Genomic DNA, 20,860 nt, shown 5'->3' with positions numbered 1-20,860 from the left:
CAAACTCACCAGCGGTAGTGGGCGAATGCCTTGTTGGCTTCGGCCATGCGGTGGGTTTCTTCGCGCTTCTTGATGGCGCCGCCGCGGTTTTCCGAGGCGTCGATCAGTTCAGCAGCCAGCTTCTTCGGCATGGTGTTCTCACCACGCTTGCGCGCGGAGTCGATCAGCCAGCGCATGGCCAGGGCCATCTTGCGCGACGAACGCACTTCGACCGGCACCTGGTAGGTGGCACCACCGACGCGGCGCGACTTGACTTCGACCGCCGGAGCGACGTTGTCCAGAGCCTTCTGCACCAGTTCAATGGCGTTGGCGCTGCTGTTCTTCTCGGTGATCACGTCCATGGCGCCGTACACGATCTTTTCGGCGACGGACTTCTTGCCGCTCTGCATGACCATGTTGATGAAACGGGCGATGGTTTCGCTTCCGTGCTTCGGATCGGGCAGGACGGAACGCTGCGGAGTATTACCCTTACGCGACATAGTGCTCTCTCCTTATGCCTTCGGACGCTTGGCGCCGTACTTGGAACGGGCCTGGCGACGCTTGGCAACGCCGGCGGCGTCGAGCGAGCCACGAACGGTGTGGTAACGCACACCCGGCAGGTCCTTGACGCGACCGCCGCGGATCAGGACCACGGAGTGCTCCTGCAGATTGTGGCCTTCACCACCGATGTAGGAAATCACTTCTTCCTGGTTGGTCAGGCGGACCTTGGCAACCTTGCGCAGAGCCGAGTTCGGCTTCTTCGGAGTGGTGGTGTAGACACGGGTGCAGACGCCACGGCGCTGCGGGCACTTGTCGAGCGCCGGCGAGGCACTCTTGTAGGTGGTCGCTTGCCGCGGCTTGCGGACCAGCTGGTTGATCGTCGCCATCAGTAGGTTCTTCTGATTGGTGGCCGGAAAATCCGGCCAGAGATGCGGAAATGTTAAAGCAGGCCGAAATTTTGGCCTGCTGAGACAGACGATTGTAGCAACCTGCAAGGAAAGCAGTCAAACGCCTCCTGTCAAGCCCGTCCCTGATCCCGGGACGTTACTGGGGGGCCTCCATGTACCCCGTTCAGATTGGCTGGGTCGATCACGGACGACCTCCCCTGCCCTTTCCCAATCCCATCGATGGACCGATGGGGTGGTCCGGCCTTGCGGCCGGACCGGATACCTCATTCTTCGCCCGAGGCCTGTTCAGCTTCGGCTTCAACCACCGGGGACTCGACCGCAGCCGGGGTGCCGGCCAGGGTCTGCATTTCCGAGTCGGTGAGACCGGAAGCGCCGCGACGGCGGCTGCTGTGGTAGGACAGGCCGGTACCGGCCGGAATCAGGCGGCCGACGATGACGTTTTCCTTCAGGCCACGCAGGTTGTCCTTGGTACCGCGGACGGCAGCCTCGGTCAGCACTCGGGTGGTCTCCTGGAAGGAGGCCGCCGAGATGAACGATTCGGTCGCCAGCGAGGCCTTGGTGATACCCAGCAGGACCGGATCGAAGCGCGCCGGCAGTTCGTTGCGGGTCGACAGGCGCGCATTCTCCTCGATAACGCGCTGGCGCTCCACCTGTTCGCCGTTCAGGAACTTGCTGCTGCCCTGGTCGGTGATCTCGACCTTGCGCAGCATCTGGCGGGTGATCACCTCGATGTGCTTGTCGTTGATCTTCACGCCCTGCAGGCGGTACACGTCCTGGATTTCCTTGACCAGGTAGGCAGCCAGCGGCTCGACACCCAGCAGACGCAGGATGTCCTGCGGGCTCGGCTCGCCGTCCACAATGGTTTCACCCTTGGTGACATGCTCGCCTTCGAACACGATGACCTGGCGGTACTTCGGGATCAGCTCTTCGTGCTCCGAACCATCGGTGTCCTTGATGATCAGGCGCTGCTTGCCCTTGGTGTCCTTGCCGAAGCTGATGATGCCCGAACGCTCGGCCAGCACCGCCGGATCCTTCGGCTTGCGCGCTTCGAACAGGTCGGCCACGCGCGGCAGACCACCGGTGATGTCGCGGGTCTTCGACGCTTCCTGCGGGATCTTGGCGACAACGTCGCCCACGCCCACCGGGGCGCCGTCCTGCAGGTTGACGATCGAACGCGGCGGCAGCAGGTACTGCGCCGGCAGGTCGGTGCCCGGGATCGACAGGTCGTTGCCCTTGGCGTCGACGATGCGCACGATCGGGCGCAGGTCCTTGGCCTGGGTACCACGACGCTTCGGATCGGTGATTTCGCGCGAGGCCAGGCCGGTCAGCTCGTCGGTCTTCTCGATGACGGTGACGCCGTCGACGAAGTCGATGAAGCGGATGAAGCCGGCCACTTCCGACACGATCGGGTGGTTATGCGGATCCCAGTTGGCCACGGTCTGGCCAGCCTTGATCGCATCACCGTCCTTGGACGTGATGGTCGCACCGTACGGCAGCTTGTAACGCTCACGCTCACGGCCGTGCGCATCGAGCACCGAGATTTCGCCCGAGCGCGACACCGCCACCAGCGAGCCGTTGGCGTGCTCCACGGACTTGAGGTTGCTGAACTTGACCGAGCCGGTGGTCTTGACGGTGATGTTGTCGACCGCAGCAGCTCGCGACGCCGCACCACCGATGTGGAACGTACGCATGGTCAGCTGGGTACCCGGCTCACCGATGGACTGGGCGGCGATGACGCCGACCGCTTCACCGATGTTGACCAGGTGGCCACGCGCCAGGTCGCGGCCGTAGCAGCGCGAGCAGACACCGAAGGCCGATTCACAGGAGATGGTCGAGCGGACCTTGATGGTCTGCACGCCGGCATCTTCCAGCTTGGCAACCCAGGCTTCGTCCAGCAGGGTGTTGCGGGTGACGATCGGATCTTCGTCGTTGCCCGGCAGGAACACGTCCTCGGCAACCACGCGGCCCAGCACGCGATCCTTCAGCGGCTCGACCACGTCGCCGCCTTCCACGATCGGGGTCATGATCAGGCCTTCGGTGGTACCGCAATCCACTTCGGTGATCACCACGTCCTGCGCCACGTCGACCAGGCGACGGGTCAGGTAACCCGAGTTCGCGGTCTTCAGCGCGGTATCGGCCAGACCCTTACGGGCACCGTGGGTGGAGTTGAAGTACTCCTGCACGTTCAGGCCTTCGCGGAAGTTCGCCTTGATGGGCGTCTCGATGATCGAGCCGTCCGGGCGGGCCATCAGGCCACGCATGCCGGCCAGCTGACGGATCTGCGCCTGCGAACCACGCGCACCGGAGTCGGCCATGATGTACAGCGAGTTCATCGACTTCTGGTCGATGGTCTCGCCCTTGGCATTGACGACCTTCTCGGTACCGATGGTGTCCATCATCGCCTTGGCGATGCGCTCGTTGGTGCGCGACCAGATGTCGACCACCTTGTTGTAGCGCTCGCCGGCGGTGACCAGGCCCGACTGGTACTGCTCCTGGATTTCCAGCACTTCGGCTTCGGCCTCGGTGAGGATGCCCTTCTTCTCGTCCGGGATCAGCATGTCGTCGATGCCGATCGAGACGCCGGCGCGGGTCGCATAGGCGAAGCCGGTGTACATCAGCTTGTCGGCGAACACGACCGTGTCCTTCAGGCCGAGCTGGCGGTAGCTGGAGTTGATCAGGCGGCTGATGTTCTTCTTGGTCAGCTCGACATTGGCCAGCGCGAACGGCAGGCCTTCCGGCAGGATTTCAGCCAGCAGGGCGCGACCGATCGTGGTGTCCACGATCGAGGTCTTGTTCTGCTTGTTGCCGTCTTCGTCGGTCACCACCTCGGTGATGCGGACCTTGACCTTGGCGTGCAGTTCCACCACGCGGTTGTCGTAGGCGCGCTTGACTTCGGCGATGTTGGCGAAGGCCATGCCCTCGCCCTTCTTGTTCTCCAGCGAGCGGGTCATGTAGTACAGACCCAGCACGACGTCCTGCGACGGCACGATGATCGGCTCACCGTTGGCCGGCGACAGGATGTTGTTGGTCGACATCATCAGCGCACGCGCTTCCAGCTGGGCTTCCAGCGAGAGCGGCACGTGGACGGCCATCTGGTCACCGTCGAAGTCGGCGTTGAACGCGGTGCAGACCAGCGGGTGCAGCTGGATGGCCTTGCCCTCGATCAGTACCGGCTCGAACGCCTGGATGCCCAGACGGTGCAGGGTCGGCGCACGGTTCAGCATCACCGGATGCTCGCGGATAACCTCTTCCAGGATGTCCCAGACTTCGGCTTCTTCGCGCTCGACCAGCTTCTTGGCAGCCTTGATGGTGGTGGCCAGGCCACGACGCTGCAGCTTGGCGAAGACGAACGGCTTGAACAGCTCAAGCGCCATCTTCTTCGGCAGGCCGCACTGGTGCAGGCGCAGGTACGGGCCGACCACGATGACCGAACGGCCCGAGTAGTCGACGCGCTTGCCGAGCAGGTTCTGGCGGAAGCGGCCCTGCTTGCCCTTGATCATGTCGGCCAGCGACTTCAGCGGGCGCTTGTTGGTGCCGGTGATGGCACGACCGCGGCGGCCGTTGTCCAGCAGTGCATCGACCGATTCCTGCAGCATGCGCTTTTCATTGCGCACGATGATGTCCGGCGCGCTCAGTTCGAGCAGGCGGCGCAGGCGGTTGTTGCGGTTGATGACGCGGCGGTACAGGTCGTTCAGGTCGGAGGTCGCGAAGCGGCCGCCATCCAGCGGAACCAGCGGACGCAGGTCCGGCGGCAGCACCGGCAGCACGGTCATGACCATCCATTCCGGACGGTTGCCCGATTCCAGGAAGGCTTCGATCAGCTTGATGCGCTTGGTGAGGCGCTTGAGCTTGGTTTCCGAACCGGTAGCGGCGATTTCCTCGCGCAGGCGGGTCATCTCCGACTGCAGGTCGATCGTGCGCAGCAGTTCGTAGACGGCCTCGGCGCCCATGGCGGCGTCGAAGTCGTCGCCGTGCTCTTGGCGGGCCTGCAGGTACTGTTCCTCGGTCAGCAGCTGGCGGCGCTCCAGAGCGGTCAGGCCCGGCTCGGTCACCACGTACGCTTCGAAGTACAGCACGCGCTCGATGTCGCGCAGGGTCATGTCCAGCATCAGGCCAATGCGCGACGGCAGCGACTTGAGGAACCAGATGTGCGCGACCGGCGAAGCCAGGTCGATGTGGCCCATGCGCTCACGACGCACCTTGGCCAGGGTCACTTCGGTGCCGCACTTTTCGCAGACCACGCCGCGGTGCTTCATGCGCTTGTACTTGCCGCACAGGCACTCGTAGTCCTTCACCGGGCCGAAGATGGCGGCGCAGAACAGGCCGTCGCGTTCCGGCTTGAAGGTACGGTAGTTGATGGTTTCCGGCTTCTTCACTTCGCCGAAGGACCACGAACGGATCAGGTCCGGCGAGGCCAGCGCGATCTTGATCGCGTCGAAGTCCAGCGTCTGGCGCTGCTGGTTGAAGAGGTTGAGCAGGTCTTTCATGGTGTTCTCCAGAAGGAGGAATGCTGTGTCGATGGGCTTTCAGTTCACTGCCAGCGGCGCGGCGGCGGACCGCCGCGCCGGCATGGATCAGTTGTCTTCCAGTTCCATGTTGATGGCCAGCGAGCGGATTTCCTTCACGAGCACGTTGAAGGATTCCGGCATGCCCGCGACCATCTCGTGCTCGCCGTCGACGATGTTCTTGTACATCTGGTTGCGGCCCTGCACGTCATCGGACTTCACCGTCAGCATTTCCTGCAGGGTGTAGGCCGCGCCGTAGGCTTCCAGCGCCCAGACTTCCATTTCACCGAAGCGCTGGCCGCCGAACTGCGCCTTGCCGCCCAGCGGCTGCTGGGTGACGAGCGAGTACGGACCGGTCGAACGGGCGTGCATCTTGTCGTCGACCAGGTGGTTCAGCTTCAGGTAGTGCATGTAACCGACGGTGGTATGGCGGTCGAATGCTTCACCGGTGCGGCCGTCGTACAGCTGGGTCTGGCCACTGCTCGGCAGGTCGGCCAGTTCCAGCATGCGCTTGATTTCCGCTTCGGTGGCGCCGTCGAACACCGGGGTGGCCATCGGCACGCCGTCGGTCAGGTTGCGGGCCAGGCGCAGCAGCTCCTCGTCGCTGAACTGCGACAGGTCGACACGGTTGGCCACGTTGGTGTCGTCGTGGTTGTAGATGTCGTCCAGGAACTTGCGCAGGTCGGCGACCGCCGCCTGGGCTTCCAGCATCGCCTGGATCTTGCGACCCAGACCCTTGGCGGCCCAGCCCAGGTGCACTTCCAGGATCTGGCCGATGTTCATACGCGACGGCACGCCCAGCGGGTTCAGCACGATGTCCACGGTCTCGCCCGAGGCCATGTACGGCATGTCCTCGACCGGCACCACGTTGGACACCACACCCTTGTTGCCGTGGCGGCCTGCCATCTTGTCGCCCGGCTGGATGCGGCGCTTCACCGCCAGGAACACCTTGACCATCTTCAGCACGCCCGGGGCGAGATCGTCGCCCGCGGTGATCTTGCCGCGCTTGTCGGCGAAGCGACGCTCGAATTCCTTCTCGTGCGCCTGGATCTGCTTCTGGGCGCGCTCGATGGCTTCCGAGGCGTCCTCGTCCTTCATGCGCAGGGCGAACCAGTCAGACTTCTTCAGGCCGTCGAGGAAGGCGTCGGTGATCACGTCACCCTTCTTCAGGCCAGCACCACCATTGACCACCTTGCCCACGATCTGCGAACGCAGACGCATGTAGATGGCCGCTTCCAGGATGCGGAACTGGTCATCGAAGTCCTTCTTGACGCGCTTGATTTCGGACTCTTCGATCTGGCGCGCGCGCTTGTCCTTCTCGATGCCGTCGCGGGTGAAGACCTGCACGTCGATGACGGTGCCGTCCATGCCCGGCGGAACGCGCAGCGAGCTGTCCTTAACGTCCGAAGCCTTCTCGCCGAAGATCGCGCGCAGCAGCTTCTCTTCCGGGGTCAGCTGGCTTTCGCCCTTCGGGGTGACCTTGCCGACCAGGATGTCGCCAGCGCGCACTTCTGCACCGATGTACACCACGCCGCTCTCGTCCAGGCGGTTCAGCGCCTGCTCGGAGACGTTCGGGATGTCGGCGGAGATTTCCTCCGGCCCCAGCTTGGTGTCACGCGCGACGCAGGTCAGCTCTTCGATGTGGATCGTGGTGTAGCGATCCTCTTCCACCACGCGCTCGGAGAGCAGGATGGAGTCTTCGAAGTTGTAGCCGTTCCACGGCATGAACGCGATCAGCATGTTCTGGCCCAGGGCCAGCTCGCCGATGTCGGTGGACGGACCGTCGGCCAGCACGTCGCCGCGGGCGATGACGTCACCCACCTGGACCAGCGGACGCTGGTTGATGCAGGTGTTCTGGTTCGACCGGGTGTACTTGACCAGGTTGTAGATGTCCACGCCGGCGTCGGTGGCGCCAACGATCTCTTCCTCGTTGACCTTGACCACGATGCGGGCGGCGTCGATCTGCACGATCTCACCACCACGACGGGCGTTCACGGTCACACCCGAGTCACGCGCCACGGCGCGCTCGATGCCGGTACCGACCAGCGGCTTCTGCGAACGCAGGGTCGGCACGGCCTGACGCTGCATGTTGGCGCCCATCAGTGCGCGGTTCGCGTCATCGTGCTCCAGGAACGGAACCAGCGCGGCCGCGATCGAGACGGTCTGCATCGGCGAAACGTCCATGAAGTGGACTTCCGCCGGCGGCTTCAGCAGCGATTCGCCCTGGAAGCGGCACGGAACGAACTGCTCGGTCAGGGTGCCCTTGGCGTCGGTCAGCGCGTTGGCCTGCGCAATGACGTACTCGTTCTCTTCAATGGCCGACAGGAACTCGACTTCGTCATAGACCTTGCCGTCCACGACCTTGCGGTACGGGGTCTCGAGGAAACCGTACTTGTTGGTGCGGGCGTACACGGCCAGCGAGTTGATCAGGCCGATGTTCGGGCCTTCCGGGGTTTCGATGGTGCAGACGCGGCCGTAATGGGTCGGGTGCACGTCGCGCACTTCGAAGCCGGCGCGCTCACGGGTCAGGCCGCCCGGGCCCAGGGCCGAGACGCGGCGCTTGTGCGTCACTTCCGACAGCGGGTTGTTCTGGTCCATGAACTGCGACAGCTGCGAGGAGCCGAAGAACTCCTTGATGGCAGCGGCGACCGGCTTGGCGTTGATCAGTTCCTGCGGGGTCAGGCCTTCCGATTCGGCCATCGACAGGCGCTCCTTGACCGCACGCTCGACGCGGACCAGGCCGACGCGGAACACGTTCTCGGCCATTTCGCCGACCGAACGCACGCGACGGTTGCCCAGGTGATCGATGTCGTCGACCACGCCGCGACCGTTGCGGATCTCGGTCAGGACCTTGATCACGTCCAGGATGTCGGAGCTTTCGCCGTGGGCAGCGACCAGGCGCTTGGACTCTTCGTCGTTGCGCTCGCCGAAGTACTTGCTGTCGTACAGCACGGCTTCGCCGGTGGTTTCCTTGCGGCCCACGCGACGGTTGAACTTCATGCGGCCGACCGCGGACAGGTCGTAGCGCTCGAAGGTGAAGAACAGGTTGTGGAACAGGTTCTGCGCGGCATCCTTGGTCGGCGGCTCGCCCGGACGCATCATGCGGTAGATCTCGACCAGGGCTTCCAGCTGGGTCTTGGTCGGGTCGATACGCAGGGTGTTGGACAGGTACGGGCCACGATCAAGGTCGTTCACCCACAGGGTGCCCACGGCATCCACACCGGCCTTGCGGAAGGCCTGCAGCTGCTCGTCCGTGATCTCGTCGTTGGCCTGGGCCAGCAGTTCGCCGGTCGAGGCATCGACCACGTCGTGCGACAGGATGCGGCCGACGATGTAGTCGTCCGGCACGGCCAGGGCGGCAATGCCCGAGGCTTCCAGCTGCTTGATGTGACGCGCGGTGATGCGCTTGCCGGCTTCCACGATGACCTTGTCGCCGTCGGCGAGGTCGAAGCCCAGGGTCTCGCCACGCAGGCGCTCCGGCACCAGCTCCAGCTGGACGCCTTCATCCGGGTTGATGTGGAAGGTGTTGATCTCGAAGAACTCGGCCAGCATCTCTTCGTTGCTGTAGCCGAGCGCGCGCAGCAGGATCGACACCGGCAGCTTGCGGCGGCGGTCGATACGGGTGAACAGCGCGTCCTTCGGGTCGAACTCGAAGTCCAGCCAGGAGCCGCGGTAAGGAATGATGCGGGCGCTGTACAGCAGCTTGCCCGAGCTGTGGGTCTTGCCACGGTCGTGGTCGAAGAACACGCCCGGCGAGCGGTGCAGCTGGGAGACGATGACGCGCTCGGTGCCGTTGACGATGAAGGTGCCGTTCTCGGTCATCAGCGGGATTTCGCCCAGATAGACCTCCTGCTCCTTCACGTACTTGATGGCCTTGGTCGACGACTCACGGTCGTAGATCACCAGGCGCACGGTCACGCGCAGCGGGGCGCCGTAGCTCATGCCGCGCTGGCGGCACTCACGCTCGTCGAAGACCGGTTCGCCCAGCTTGTAGCCGACGTATTCCAGGGCAGCGTTGCCGCTGTAGCTGGCGATCGGGAAGACCGACTTCAGCGCAGCGTGCAGGCCGTGGTCCGTGCGCTTGGCCGGATCGACGTTTTCCTGCAGGAATTCACGATAGGAATCCACCTGGATGGCGAGCAGGAACGGCACTTCGAGAATCGAGCGCTGCTTGCCGAAATCCTTGCGGATACGCTTTTTTTCGGTGAACGAATAGGACGTCATGAGGTCTTCCACCTTGTTGTGCGGATCGTGCGCCCACGATCCGAAGGGAACTTGAAATTGTCAGTTGGAAGTCGCTGGTATTGCCGGCACCAGCACGCCTTCTCCCGCTACTTCCAACTGCCAACTCGTCTGCTACCACTCCCCCGCTGCCGCGCTCGGCGCTGGCCTGCCGGGGTTTGACTGCAGCCCGTGTTGGGCTTTTTCCTGCTTTTGAAACAGTAGAGCCGACTGTTGGTCGACTTCCTTCACAGCAGTCGACTAACAGCCGACCCTACACCACCGCTACAACGACCAAAGGCCGGGGGCTTACGCCCCCAGCCTTGGCTGCATCGCCGCGAATCGGTGACGATGCAAGGTAACTGCTTACTTGACTTCGACAGTCGCGCCAGCAGCTTCCAGGTCCTTCTTCATCTTCTCGGCTTCTTCCTTCGAAGCGTTGTCCTTCAGGACGCCGCCGGCTTCGGCCAGGTCCTTCGCTTCCTTCAGGCCCAGGCCGGTGATGGCGCGGACGGCCTTGATGACTTCGACCTTCTTCTCGCCGGCAGTCTTCAGGGTGACGACGAATTCGGTCTGCTCTTCAACAGCAGCAGCCGGGCCAGCGGCAGCAGCCACGGCAACCGGAGCAGCGGCGGAGACGCCGAACTTCTCTTCGATGGCCTTGACCAGCTCCATCACTTCCATCAGGGACTTCTCGGCGATGGCGTCGACGATCTGTTCGTTGGTAAGGGACATGATTAATACCTTTGGATGATTTTCTGGATTGAGGTCCCGTCAGGAACCACGGTAAGTCGAAACTCAGGCGGTCTCGGCGGCCGGCTCGGCAGCGTCAGCGGCGACATCGCCACCCCCCTGCTTCTCGCCAACGGCCTTGATGGCGCGGGCAAACATCGTGACCGGCTCGGTCAGGACGCGGGCCAGCATGGCCAGGGCCTGGTCGCGGGTCGGCAGCGATGCCAGCACGTCGACGTGGCTCGCCGGGAACACTTCACCACCGATGGCGACGACCTTAGCCTTCAGCTTGTCGTTGCCCTTGGCGGCTTCCTTGATCAGGCGACCGGCAGCGCCGGGCTCCTCGAGCGAGAACGCGTACAGCAGCGGACCAACCATCTGGTCCTGGGCGACTGCGAACTCGGTGCCTTCAACGGCGCGCGAAGCCAGGGTGTTCTTGACAACCTTCAAGAAAACACCGGTTTCACGAGCCTGCTTGCGCATCGCGGTCATCTGGGCGACCGTGGTGCCAGCGTATTCGGCTGCGATCAAGGAGTGGGCCTTGGCGGCGACGTCTGCCAGCTCGGCGACTACTTCTTGCTTCTGGGACAGATTGAGAGCCATTGCACTCCTCCTATTGAACTCCGCTTACGGCTCCTGCCGTGTGCGGTCCTGTGCGGCATCCATCCTGGACGCCGGGAACATCGGGATGATGTTCCGGGGGTGGGCCGTTCTAGACCTGGAGTGGGCCAACCTGGGAAACCCAGACGTGCGTGAACCAGAAAAACTCCAGAAGGGCACCATCTACGCAGGGTGATTCCGGGGAATCGATTAAGCGCTCCTGACTGCTCCGGCGGCGACTCCTTGCCAGATCGAGCCTCCATGCCCGTCGCCGGTATTGCCACGACCGCGCCTGCGGTCTTTGACGGCTACCGCGGGCGATGCACTGCCAGCGATGCCTTCAAATGTCACGGTCACGGCACCCGGGGCACCGTGACCGCTTGAAACAATTACTTCAGGGTCAGCGACGACTGGTCGACGGTGACGCCCGGGCCCATCGTAGAGCTGACCGAAACCTTCTGCAGGTAGGTGCCCTTCGAGGTGGCCGGCTTGGCCTTGATCAGGTCCAGCAGCAGCGCGGTCAGGTTCGACTTCAGCGCGTCTTCGGCGAAGTCGGCCTTGCCGATGGTGCAGTGGATGATGCCGGCCTTGTCGGTGCGGTAACGGACCTGACCCGACTTGGCGTTCTTCACGGCTTCACCCGGGTTCGGGGAAACGGTGCCGACCTTCGGGTTCGGCATCAGGCCGCGCGGGCCCAGCACGGTGCCCAGCTTACCGACGACGCGCATGGCGTCCGGGGTCGCGATGACGACGTCGTAGTTCAGATCGCCGGCCTGCATCTTCTCGGCCAGGTCATCCATACCGACGGCGTCGGCGCCAGCAGCCAGGGCTTCGTCAGCCTTGGCACCGGCCGGAGCGAACACGGCGACGCGGACCGACTTGCCGGTACCGGCCGGCAGCACGGTGGAGCCACGGACCTGCTGGTCGGACTTCTTCGCATCGACGCCCAGGCGCACGGCGACGTCGATCGACTCGACGAACTTGGCCTTGGTGGCGGTCTTCAGGATGTTGATCGCGTCCTCGAAGGCGTATGCCTTGCCCGGAACGACGGCGGCCTTGATGGCCTTCTCACGCTTGGTCTGTGCCATCTTATTAACCCTCCACCACGAGGCCCATGGAACGGGCAGAGCCAGCGATGGTACGCACGGCGGCGTCCAGGTCGGCGGCAGTCAGATCCGGTTCCTTCGCCTTGGCGATCTCTTCCAGCTGCTTACGGGTGACCTTGCCGACCTTCTCGGTGTTCGGGCGCTTGGAGCCCGACGAGATGCCAGCGGCCTTCTTCAGCAGGGTGGTAGCCGGGGTGCTCTTGGTGATGAAGGTGAACGTACGGTCCGAGTAGGCCGTGATGATCACCGGAACCGGCAGACCCGGCTCGAGCTTCTGCGTGGCAGCGTTGAACGCCTTGCAGAATTCCATGATGTTCAGGCCACGCTGACCCAGCGCAGGACCGACCGGCGGCGAGGGGTTGGCCTGACCGGCCTTCACCTGCAGCTTGATGTAACCGACAACTTTCTTTGCCATGTGAGTGCTCTCCGGGTGCTAGCGCCTTTCGACAACAGGCTCCCCATCGGACCGGGAATCACGCGTCCCGGCATCGCGTTTTGAAATCATGCTGAAGGCCACCTTGCGGCGGCCTCGTCCTGCTGGCTTCCCCAGCGGGGAGCCGCGCACTATAACAGGTTTTTTCTTCACATGCCTGAAGCGGCAGGTAAACGAACGGAACCGGGCCAGGCCCGGTTCCCTTTGGAGAGTCGAGCCATGCCCGACTACCGCACCATCCAGACCCCGGAGCCGAGCATGGCTCGACTCGACAGCACAGGTCAGACGGCCTTTTCGACCTGGCCGAACTCGAGCTCGACCGGAGTGGCACGACCGAAGATCAGCACCGAGACGCGCAGACGGCTCTTCTCGTAGTTGACTTCTTCGACGACGCCATTGAAATCGTTGAACGGACCGTCGGTGACGCGGACCATCTGGCCCGGCTCGAACAGCACCTTCGGACGCGGCTTCTCGACACCCTCCTGAACGCGGTTCAGGATGGCCTCGGCCTCGGAATCGGCGATCGGCAGCGGGCGATCGGCGGTGCCGCCGATGAAGCCCATGACCCGCGGGGTTTCCTTGACCAGATGCCAGCTTTCGTTGTCGATGCGCGGAATGCCGGCTTCCTCGTGGGTCTCGATCTGGACCAGCACGTAACCCGGGAAGAACTTGCGCTCGGAACGGCGCTTCTGGCCGGCGCGCATCTCGACCACTTCCTCGGTCGGGACCAGGACGTCGCCGAAGCGCTCTTCCATGCCATCACGGACGATGCGATCGCGCAGAGCCTGCGCCACCGACTTCTCGAAGCCCGAATAGGCGTGAACGACGTACCAACGCTTCATGCAATTCTCCTTAGCGGCTCAGGAACCACTGAGTCAGTTTCTGGATCAGGAAGTCGAAGCCACCCAGCAGCAGGCTGAGGATGAGCACCACGACGATCACGACCCAGGTCATGCGGACGGCTTCCTGGCGCGTCGGCCAGACCACCTTGCGCAGTTCGAAGCGCGACTCGGAGAGGAATTCGCGGGTGTCGCGCCCCTTGCCGGTCAGCATGAACACGCCGATACCGCCAACCAGACCGACCACGACCGCCAATGCACGCAACTGACCCGCCCACGCACCCAGCTGGGCGGCGCGACCGGAGTCCGCGGAGAACCAGAACCAGACGAACAGACCGGCCAGCACCAGCAGCGATGCGGCGACATACTTGACGATATCTCCACCGTTGGCGGAGTTGTCCTTGGAGTGTTCGATCTTGCTATTCATCCGGCTGTGTCTGCTTTAGCGGCCCAGGCCGCTGGATAAGGTGGGCAGATGGCACGCCAGGAGGGACTCGAACCCCCAACCTGCGGTTTTGGAGACCGCTGCTCTGCCAATTGAGCTACTGGCGTACGTTGAAAACTTGCCTTCCCTTAGACGGCGAAGGCGGACCGAGGTTCCCGGCCCGCCATTCGCGTAACCGGCGGCGCTATGCAACCACCGGTACTGCAGGCTTACTCGATGATCTTCGAGACCACGCCGGCGCCGACGGTACGACCGCCTTCGCGGATGGCGAAGCGCAGACCTTCGTCCATGGCCACCGGGTTGATCAGGGTGACTTCCATCTTGACGTTGTCACCCGGCATCACCATTTCGACGCCTTCCGGCAGCTTGGCGGCGCCGGTGATGTCGGTGGTGCGGAAGTAGAACTGCGGACGGTAGCCGTTGAAGAACGGGGTGTGGCGACCGCCCTCGTCCTTCGACAGGACGTACACTTCGCCTTCGAACTTGGTGTGCGGCTTGATCGTGCCCGGCTTGGCCAGCACCTGGCCACGCTCGACGTCGTCACGCTTGGTGCCGCGCAGCAGCAGGCCAGCGTTGTCGCCTGCCTGACCCTGGTCCAGCAGCTTGCGGAACATTTCAACGCCGGTCACGGTGGTCTTCTGCACCGGACGGATGCCGACGATTTCGATTTCGTCGCCAACCTTGATCACGCCGCGCTCGATACGACCGGTCACCACGGTGCCGCGGCCCGAGATCGAGAACACGTCTTCCACCGGCATCAGGAACGGCTTGTCGATCGCACGCTCCGGCTCCGGAATCCAGCTGTCCAGCGCGTCGACCAGCTTCAGGATGGCCGGCACGCCGATGTCGCTCTGGTCGCCTTCCAGCGCCAGACGGGCCGAACCGGCGATGATCGGGGTGTCGTCGCCCGGGAACTCGTACTTGCTCAGCAGCTCGCGCACTTCCATCTCGACCAGCTCGAGCAGCTCGGCGTCGTCCACCATATCGGCCTTGTTCAGGAACACAACGATGTACGGCACGCCGACCTGGCGCGACAGCAGGATGTGCTCACGGGTCTGCGGCATCGGGCCGTCAGCGGCCGAGCACACCAGGATCGCGCCGTCCATCTGGGCGGCACCGGTGATCATGTTCTTGACGTAGTCAGCGTGGCCCGGGCAGTCAACGTGGGCGTAGTGACGGGTCGGGGATTCGTATTCGACGTGCGCGGTCGAGATCGTGATGCCACGCGCCTTTTCTTCCGGCGCGGCGTCGATCGAGGAGTAGTCCTTGAACTCGCCACCGAAGCGCTCGGCACCGATCTTGGTCAGTGCGGCGGTCAGCGTGGTCTTGCCGTGGTCGACGTGACCGATGGTGCCGACGTTGACGTGCGGCTTGGTGCGCTCGAACTTACCCTTGGCCATGGCTGCTTATCTCGAATTCGTCTGAGAGGTGATGCTTGAGATGGTGCTCACGAAAGGAATCGAACCTTCGACCTCTTCCTTACCAAGGAAGTGCTCTACCGACTGAGCTACGTGAGCCGAGTTTTGCATTATGACATGAACTCGATAATATTCAAAGTTCATTCAATGGAGCGGGAGACGGGAATCGAACCCGCACCATCAGCTTGGAAGGCTGAGGTTCTACCATTGAACTACTCCCGCGCCGGGAATGTCACAACGTGAAACTGGTGGAGGGAGGTGGATTCGAACCACCGAAGGCGTAAGCCAGCAGATTTACAGTCTGCCCCCGTTGGCCGCTTGGGTATCCCTCCTTACCACCCCAACCCGTTGCCGCCGAAGCGTTGCGGTGTGTGGTGGTGAGCCGCTTATTCTGCTGATCAGGCGGGGGGCTGTCAACGCTTTTTTCCATCTTTTTCACACGTTGTCGCAAACCCATTGATACGCAAGGTTATTGCTCAGGAACCGGCAGGGTCTCGCTGGCGAAAATTGCGACATGGGGGACGCCATCGGCGCCGATCCAGCCCCGATACATGCCCCGGGTGTTGAACGGCATGGCCATTTTTCCGTCTGCGGCAAGCACGATCGCGCCGCCGTCGCCGCCCATCTTCGGAATCATCTCGTTGATCACGCCCCTGCCGGCCTGCTCCGGCGTCTGCCGCTGGTAGCGCATGCGCGCACAGATCTCGTGCGCGGCCGCAGTCCGGATGTAGTACTCGCCCCAGCCGGTGCCCGATACCGCGCAGCCCGCGTCGGCCCAGGTACCGGCGCCGATGATCGGCGAATCACCCACACGGCCATAGCGCTTGTTGGTCATGCCACCGGTGGAGGTGCCGGCGGCAAGCTGCCCCTGCGCATCCAGGGCAACCGCGCCCACCGTGCCGAAGTGCCTTGCGGTCTCCAGGTCGGCGTGCGCCTGGCCACTGGCCTCTTCCTTCAATGCGCGCTGCAGTTGCTGCCAGCGCTTGTCGGTACGGAAGTAGGATGGATCGACAAGGCCGATGCCCTGCTCCACCGCGAATGCCTCGGCACCCTGCCCGACCATCATCACGTGCCTGGACTTCTGCATCACGGCCTGGGCCAGCAGGATCGGGTTGCGCACCCGCTGCACGCCGGCCACCGCACCTGCAGCCAGGGTGGCGCCATCCATCACTGCGGCATCCAGTTCGTTGTGGCCGTCATGGGTGAACACCGCGCCCTTGCCGGCGTTGAAGGTCGGATCGTCCTCCAGCACGGTGATTGCCGCAGTGACGGCTGCAAGCGCCGGGCGACCGGCCGCCAGTTCGGCATGGCCCTTCAGCAGCGCCGCGCGCAACGCGCCGCGCGCAGCCTTCTCTTCAGCCGGCGACAGGTCCTTGCGCTCGACACCGGCGCCGCCGTGGATGACCAGCAACGGCGAGGCGGCCGGGGCGGCCTGGGCAAGCAACGGCAGGGACAGCAGCGCGGACAGCACCAGGCGCAGTTTCATCGGGTACATCTCCAGCAGGTGTAGTGAAAGGATTGCACCGGTAGTGCCGGCCGCTGGCCGGCACCGGTCGCATCAGGAAGGTGGGTTGCTGGCCAGCGGCCGGTACTACCGAAGCGTGAACTCAATCTCGCCGTCGCTGACGTCGGCCACGGCCTGGTAATCGGCCTCGGCCTGGAAATCATCCAGCCGCATGCGGCTGCCGCTGGCGACCACCGTCACCGGCACCGCATGGAAGCGCAGCGGCTCGCCCTCCACCAGGCGGTCGGCGTCGCGGCCGGGGCTGACCACCCAGACCTTGCCTTCGCCATCTGCGCTGTAGACCTGGGCCCGGCCATCGGGCTCAACGCACAGGGCGGTGTCCTCATCGACGCCGATGCCGACGATGTCAGGGTCGCCGCTGTCCTGGGCGGCACGTGCCACGAACACGATCAGGCGACCGAGCCGGTCACGCTTGTCGAAATGGGTGTCGGTGACCACGCGCTGCAGGTAGGGCATCTGCAGGAAGCCGCTGTCCAGGGTCACGGCACTGCCCATCGGGTCGGCCAGCGCACCGGCCGAGGTGATGCTGCCGCCATCCATGGCGCCATAGGCATAGCCGCCGAGGATGGCCAGGCCAGCGCTGGTACCGGCAATCGGCTTGCCGGCGCGCACATGGGCGTTGAGTGCACGGTTGAGTGCGGTGCCCTTCCAGAAGCGGATATAGCGGGACTGGTCGCCGCCGGCAATGAAGATGGCATCGGCCGCGGCGACCACGCGCAGCACCGCCGGATCATCGGCACCGCGGCGGCTGTCGAAGACCAGGGTCTGCACTGCGGTAGTGCCGCCGATCTCGCGGTACAGGCGGTCCTGCAGTTCGTCGCCACCGGAGGGGCGCAGAATCAGCACACGGCCATTGCCGGCCTGCTTCAGCCACCACTGGAAGGCCTCCGGCACCCACTCGCCACCGCCCATCAGCATCATGGCGGGCGCGCGCGGACCGGGACGCGGGGATTCCAGATCGCCGATTTCGTAATAGGCGAAGCCGGGGCCCTGCAGGTCCTGCGCGGGCGTGGCCAATGGCCAGGCCAGCACCAGCAGCGCCAGCCAGGCGAAGGGGCCAGGCAGGGTCCGGTCGAGGCGTCGCATCTTGATCTCCCTGAACAAAATCGACTTGCAAGCGTTTTCACTCTTTGCCAGATAGGGGCCCAGTAGTCAAGGACATGAAAAAGGCGTTAAATGCGCGCGCCCATTCCGGAAGTCTGAATGGGGGACAGGGCCCCTCCTCTGCGGGCCGGCTTCATTTCCGAGAATTCCTCATGCGTAGACAGGCGATGGCGTGGTCGATCCAGCTGGCGTTGATGGGCGTGGCTGCTTCCGCGGCGGCCCAGGCACCGGCTTCCTCTTCGGTGCAACAACTGGACGCGGTGCAGGTCACCGGCTCGCGCATTCCGCGCGCCCAGGTGGAAGGCCCCGCTCCGATCACGGTGATCAATGCCGAGCAGATCCGCTCCAGTGGCTTCACCAGCGTGCCGGACGTGCTGCGTGCAATGACCCAGAACGGCGGTGAGACGCAGAGCCAGCAGTCTTCCAGTGGCGCCGACTTCTCGCCGGGCGCCCAGCAGGTGGACCTGCGCGGCCTGGGCCCGAACCACACGCTGGTGCTGGTCAATGGTCGGCGTATTGCCGATTTCCCGATGCCGTTCAAGGGCCGCAGCAACTTCACCGATGTCTCCAACATCCCGCTGGGCATGATCGAGCGCATCGAAGTACTGACCGGCAGCGCCTCGGCCATCTACGGCTCGGACGCGATCGCCGGCGTGGTCAACTTCATCCTGAAGAAGAAGGCCGACGGCACCACGATCGACATGCGCATGGGCACCACCAGCGAAGGCGGCGGCGAGTCGTTCGACATGAGCCTGGCCAGCGGTTTCGGCCGTGGCAACTTCAACGCCGTGTACAGCGTCGAGCTGCAGTCGCAGACCCCGCTGTGGGCCTATGACCGTGACATCCAGGACTCGACCCGGGATGGCCCCACCGAGGGTTCGCGCATCGCGCGCCGTGCCTATCTGCGCACCGACTACAACGATGACTACCTGGACCCGGGCGCCGCCACCTGCGAAGCGCTGTCCGGCCAGAACCAGGGCAGCACCTATCGTGCCTACCGCCCGAAGTACGGCTACTACTGCGGCAGCGACAGCTCGATCGGCTACGGCACCATCCTCAGCAAGCGCCGCGGCGCCAACGGCTACGCGTCGCTGAGCTACGACTTCGACAATGGCCAGCAGTGGTTCGCCGACGTGCAGCTCGGCTACCACACGATGTCGCTGATGCGCGACGTCACCCAGTGGGGCCGCATGGATGCCAACGGTGATGAGTCGGGCTACTTCAACAACGAAGCCACTGGCGAGATCGAGTTCTGGCAGCGCCAGTTCTCGCCCGAGGAAATGGGCGGCCTGCGCAACGCCATGGTGCGCAGCACGCAGAAGACCTTCAGCGTGACCACCGGCTTCAAGGGCAACCTGATTGGCAACTGGGATTACGAAGCGGCGTTGAGCCATTCGCAGTACCAGTCGCGCATCAGCTGGGCACAGATCATTGCCGCCAAGGCCAACGACCTGTTCCTCGGCCCGCAGCTGGGCGTGGATGACGACGGTTTCCCGGTCTACAACGCCGATCCGTCACGGCTGTACCGTCCACTGACCCGCGCCGAGTACGACTCGATCGCCGCGCGTACCACCTACACTCCGAAGTCGCGCACGGAGACCGCCGCCTTCACCCTGACCAACTCGGCCCTGTTCGCTCTGCCGGGGGGCGACGCCGGGTTTGCCGCGACCGTGGAAGTGGGCCAGCAGGCCTATTCGCTGAACCCCGATCCGCTGGCGACCGGGTACTACTACTACAGCTGGAAGGATTCGGACGGCAAGGGTTCGCGCAACCGCTGGGCGACGGCTGCGGAGCTGCGCATGCCGCTGCACGACACGGTCAACCTGAGCATGGCGGGCCGCTACGACCAGTACCGCTATTCCGGACACAGCATCGGCAAGGCGACCTGGAGCGGCGGCCTGGAATGGCGCCCGATCGATACCCTGCTGGTGCGCGGCTCCTACGGCACCGCATTCCGTGCACCGGACCTGCACTATGTGTTTGCCGGACCGGGCAACGACGAGACCAGCGCCGAGGATCTGTACACCTGCCGCCTCGAGGAAGCCAGCGACTGTTCCGATTACGAGCGCAACCTGATCCGCAGTCGCACCGGCAACCGCCAGCTCGACCCGGAAACCAGCACCTCGTGGAGCGCCGGCATCGTCTGGTCGCCGGCGATCGGCCTGGACCTGTCGGTGGACTGGTTCGACATCGACATGCGCAGCCAGGTGCAGGACATGGACGTGCGCACGCTCCTGGCCAACGAAGCAAACTGCCGCCTGGGCAGCGCCGACATCAATTCGCCGACCTGCGTGGACGCGCTCGCCCGCATCACCCGCAGCAACGACGGACGCCTGTATGGCGTGCACGTGGAGCCGATCAACGTCGCCCGCGAATCCACCTCCGGCATCGACGTCGGCCTGCGCTATCGCCTGCAGACGGGCATCGGCGATTTCATCTTCAACGGCACGCACACCTGGGTGAAGAAGCATGATTTCCAGCGCTACCCCGGCGACCGCACCGAAGACCAGTTCGCGGTCAACAGTGGCTTCGACATTCCGCGCACCAAGACCAGCCTGAGCGTGACCTGGGAGAAGGATGCGTGGTCGGCAACGGTGTACGGCTCGCGCCTGGGCAAGCTGCCGACCTCGGACAGCTACGACCAGGTGTTCGACTGGGACAGCGGCGACAGCCCGTACGTGAAGGCGACCTATCGCTACAACGCCTCGCTGCAGTACCGCCTCGACGACCACTCGCGCCTGTCGCTGTCGGTGGTCAATGTGTTCAACAAGATGCCGCCGAGGGACCGTACCTACACCGCTTACCCGTACTACGACGTGTCCTGGTTCGACAGCGTCGGCCGCACGATCAACCTGCAGTACACCCACAAGTTCGGTGGCAGCGCACTGTAAGTGCCTGGCAGCGCCGATACAGGAGACCCCCGCTTCGGCGGGGGTTCTCTTTTCCGCCGCCTGAACGGTACCCACGCGCAGGCTCCGGCCTGACCGGCCAGCGGGGGATTTTAGGAAACAGCTGATTCCGCGCCATCAGCGCCGCTCCCTAGCA

At 64.1% G+C, this 20,860-nt stretch carries 14 protein-coding genes and 4 tRNA genes; 1 reads left to right on the top strand and 17 read right to left on the bottom strand.

The window, feature by feature from the left end; genetic code table 11:
* Nucleotides 1-5: 5 nt before the first annotated feature.
* The 17 genes from rpsG to AC10QF_RS08715 all read right to left on the bottom strand — a co-directional run bounded on the left by rpsG (nt 6) and on the right by AC10QF_RS08715 (nt 17,797).
* Nucleotides 6-479: a 30S ribosomal protein S7 gene (rpsG, locus tag AC10QF_RS08795; protein WP_004145321.1), complete on the bottom strand. Its 474-nt coding sequence runs from the start codon at nt 477-479 to the stop codon at nt 6-8.
* Nucleotides 480-491: 12 nt separating this feature from the next.
* Complete coding sequence (gene rpsL, locus AC10QF_RS08790) at nt 492-866, bottom strand: 30S ribosomal protein S12 (RefSeq protein WP_004145320.1); 375 nt, start codon at nt 864-866, stop codon at nt 492-494.
* Between the two features lie 284 nt (nt 867-1,150).
* Nucleotides 1,151-5,374, bottom strand: coding sequence for a DNA-directed RNA polymerase subunit beta' (gene rpoC / locus AC10QF_RS08785; RefSeq protein WP_061480645.1), 4,224 nt, complete (start codon nt 5,372-5,374; stop codon nt 1,151-1,153).
* Nucleotides 5,375-5,461: 87 nt separating this feature from the next.
* Nucleotides 5,462-9,616, bottom strand: coding sequence for a DNA-directed RNA polymerase subunit beta (gene rpoB, locus AC10QF_RS08780; protein ID WP_005415409.1), 4,155 nt, complete (start codon nt 9,614-9,616; stop codon nt 5,462-5,464).
* A gap of 363 nt (nt 9,617-9,979) precedes the next feature.
* Entirely contained in the window at nt 9,980-10,348 is a 369-nt protein-coding gene (rplL, locus tag AC10QF_RS08775) for a 50S ribosomal protein L7/L12 (protein WP_005415408.1), read from the bottom strand.
* 63 nt (nt 10,349-10,411) lie between these two features.
* Nucleotides 10,412-10,948 carry a 50S ribosomal protein L10 gene (rplJ, locus tag AC10QF_RS08770; protein WP_005408203.1) on the bottom strand — a complete coding sequence of 179 codons (537 nt, stop codon included), beginning with the start codon at nt 10,946-10,948 and terminating at the stop codon, nt 10,412-10,414.
* Between the two features lie 386 nt (nt 10,949-11,334).
* On the bottom strand, nt 11,335-12,033 hold the full coding sequence (rplA, locus tag AC10QF_RS08765) for a 50S ribosomal protein L1 (RefSeq protein ID WP_005415407.1): 699 nt from the start codon (nt 12,031-12,033) through the stop codon (nt 11,335-11,337).
* A gap of 4 nt (nt 12,034-12,037) precedes the next feature.
* Nucleotides 12,038-12,466, bottom strand: coding sequence for a 50S ribosomal protein L11 (rplK, locus tag AC10QF_RS08760; protein ID WP_004145248.1), 429 nt, complete (start codon nt 12,464-12,466; stop codon nt 12,038-12,040).
* Nucleotides 12,467-12,765: 299 nt separating this feature from the next.
* On the bottom strand, nt 12,766-13,326 hold the full coding sequence (gene nusG, locus AC10QF_RS08755; protein WP_004154362.1) for a transcription termination/antitermination protein NusG: 561 nt from the start codon (nt 13,324-13,326) through the stop codon (nt 12,766-12,768).
* Nucleotides 13,327-13,336: 10 nt separating this feature from the next.
* Nucleotides 13,337-13,750 (bottom strand): preprotein translocase subunit SecE, encoded by a 414-nt coding sequence (gene secE, locus AC10QF_RS08750; protein WP_004145202.1) that lies wholly within the window; start codon nt 13,748-13,750, stop codon nt 13,337-13,339.
* Nucleotides 13,751-13,799: 49 nt separating this feature from the next.
* A tRNA-Trp gene (locus tag AC10QF_RS08745) sits at nt 13,800-13,875 on the bottom strand.
* Between the two features lie 102 nt (nt 13,876-13,977).
* The gene (gene tuf / locus AC10QF_RS08740) at nt 13,978-15,168 is read right to left on the bottom strand and encodes an elongation factor Tu (protein ID WP_065178958.1); all 1,191 of its coding nucleotides are present in this window, start codon (nt 15,166-15,168) and stop codon (nt 13,978-13,980) included.
* A 41-nt stretch (nt 15,169-15,209) separates the two neighbouring features.
* Nucleotides 15,210-15,285, bottom strand: a tRNA-Thr gene (locus tag AC10QF_RS08735).
* 49 nt (nt 15,286-15,334) lie between these two features.
* Nucleotides 15,335-15,408 (bottom strand) — tRNA-Gly (locus AC10QF_RS08730).
* Between the two features lie 24 nt (nt 15,409-15,432).
* A tRNA-Tyr gene (locus AC10QF_RS08725) sits at nt 15,433-15,518 on the bottom strand.
* A gap of 137 nt (nt 15,519-15,655) precedes the next feature.
* Nucleotides 15,656-16,672, bottom strand: coding sequence for an isoaspartyl peptidase/L-asparaginase family protein (locus tag AC10QF_RS08720; protein ID WP_069139559.1), 1,017 nt, complete (start codon nt 16,670-16,672; stop codon nt 15,656-15,658).
* A 105-nt stretch (nt 16,673-16,777) separates the two neighbouring features.
* The gene (locus tag AC10QF_RS08715; protein ID WP_494542058.1) at nt 16,778-17,797 is read right to left on the bottom strand and encodes a cyanophycinase; all 1,020 of its coding nucleotides are present in this window, start codon (nt 17,795-17,797) and stop codon (nt 16,778-16,780) included.
* 170 nt (nt 17,798-17,967) lie between these two features.
* Here AC10QF_RS08715 and AC10QF_RS08710 point away from each other — a divergent pair, with 170 nt between their 5' ends.
* Nucleotides 17,968-20,706, top strand: a complete 2,739-nt coding sequence (locus AC10QF_RS08710; protein ID WP_494542057.1) for a TonB-dependent receptor plug domain-containing protein — start codon at nt 17,968-17,970, stop codon at nt 20,704-20,706.
* The last annotated feature ends 154 nt before the right edge of the window (nt 20,707-20,860 follow it).

It is taken from the genome of Stenotrophomonas maltophilia complex sp. Om-AH-Sm3, from assembly GCF_059337855.1.
The sequence above is the reverse complement of the archived record's forward strand: the minus strand, read 5'-3'. Positions and strand labels throughout refer to the sequence as shown.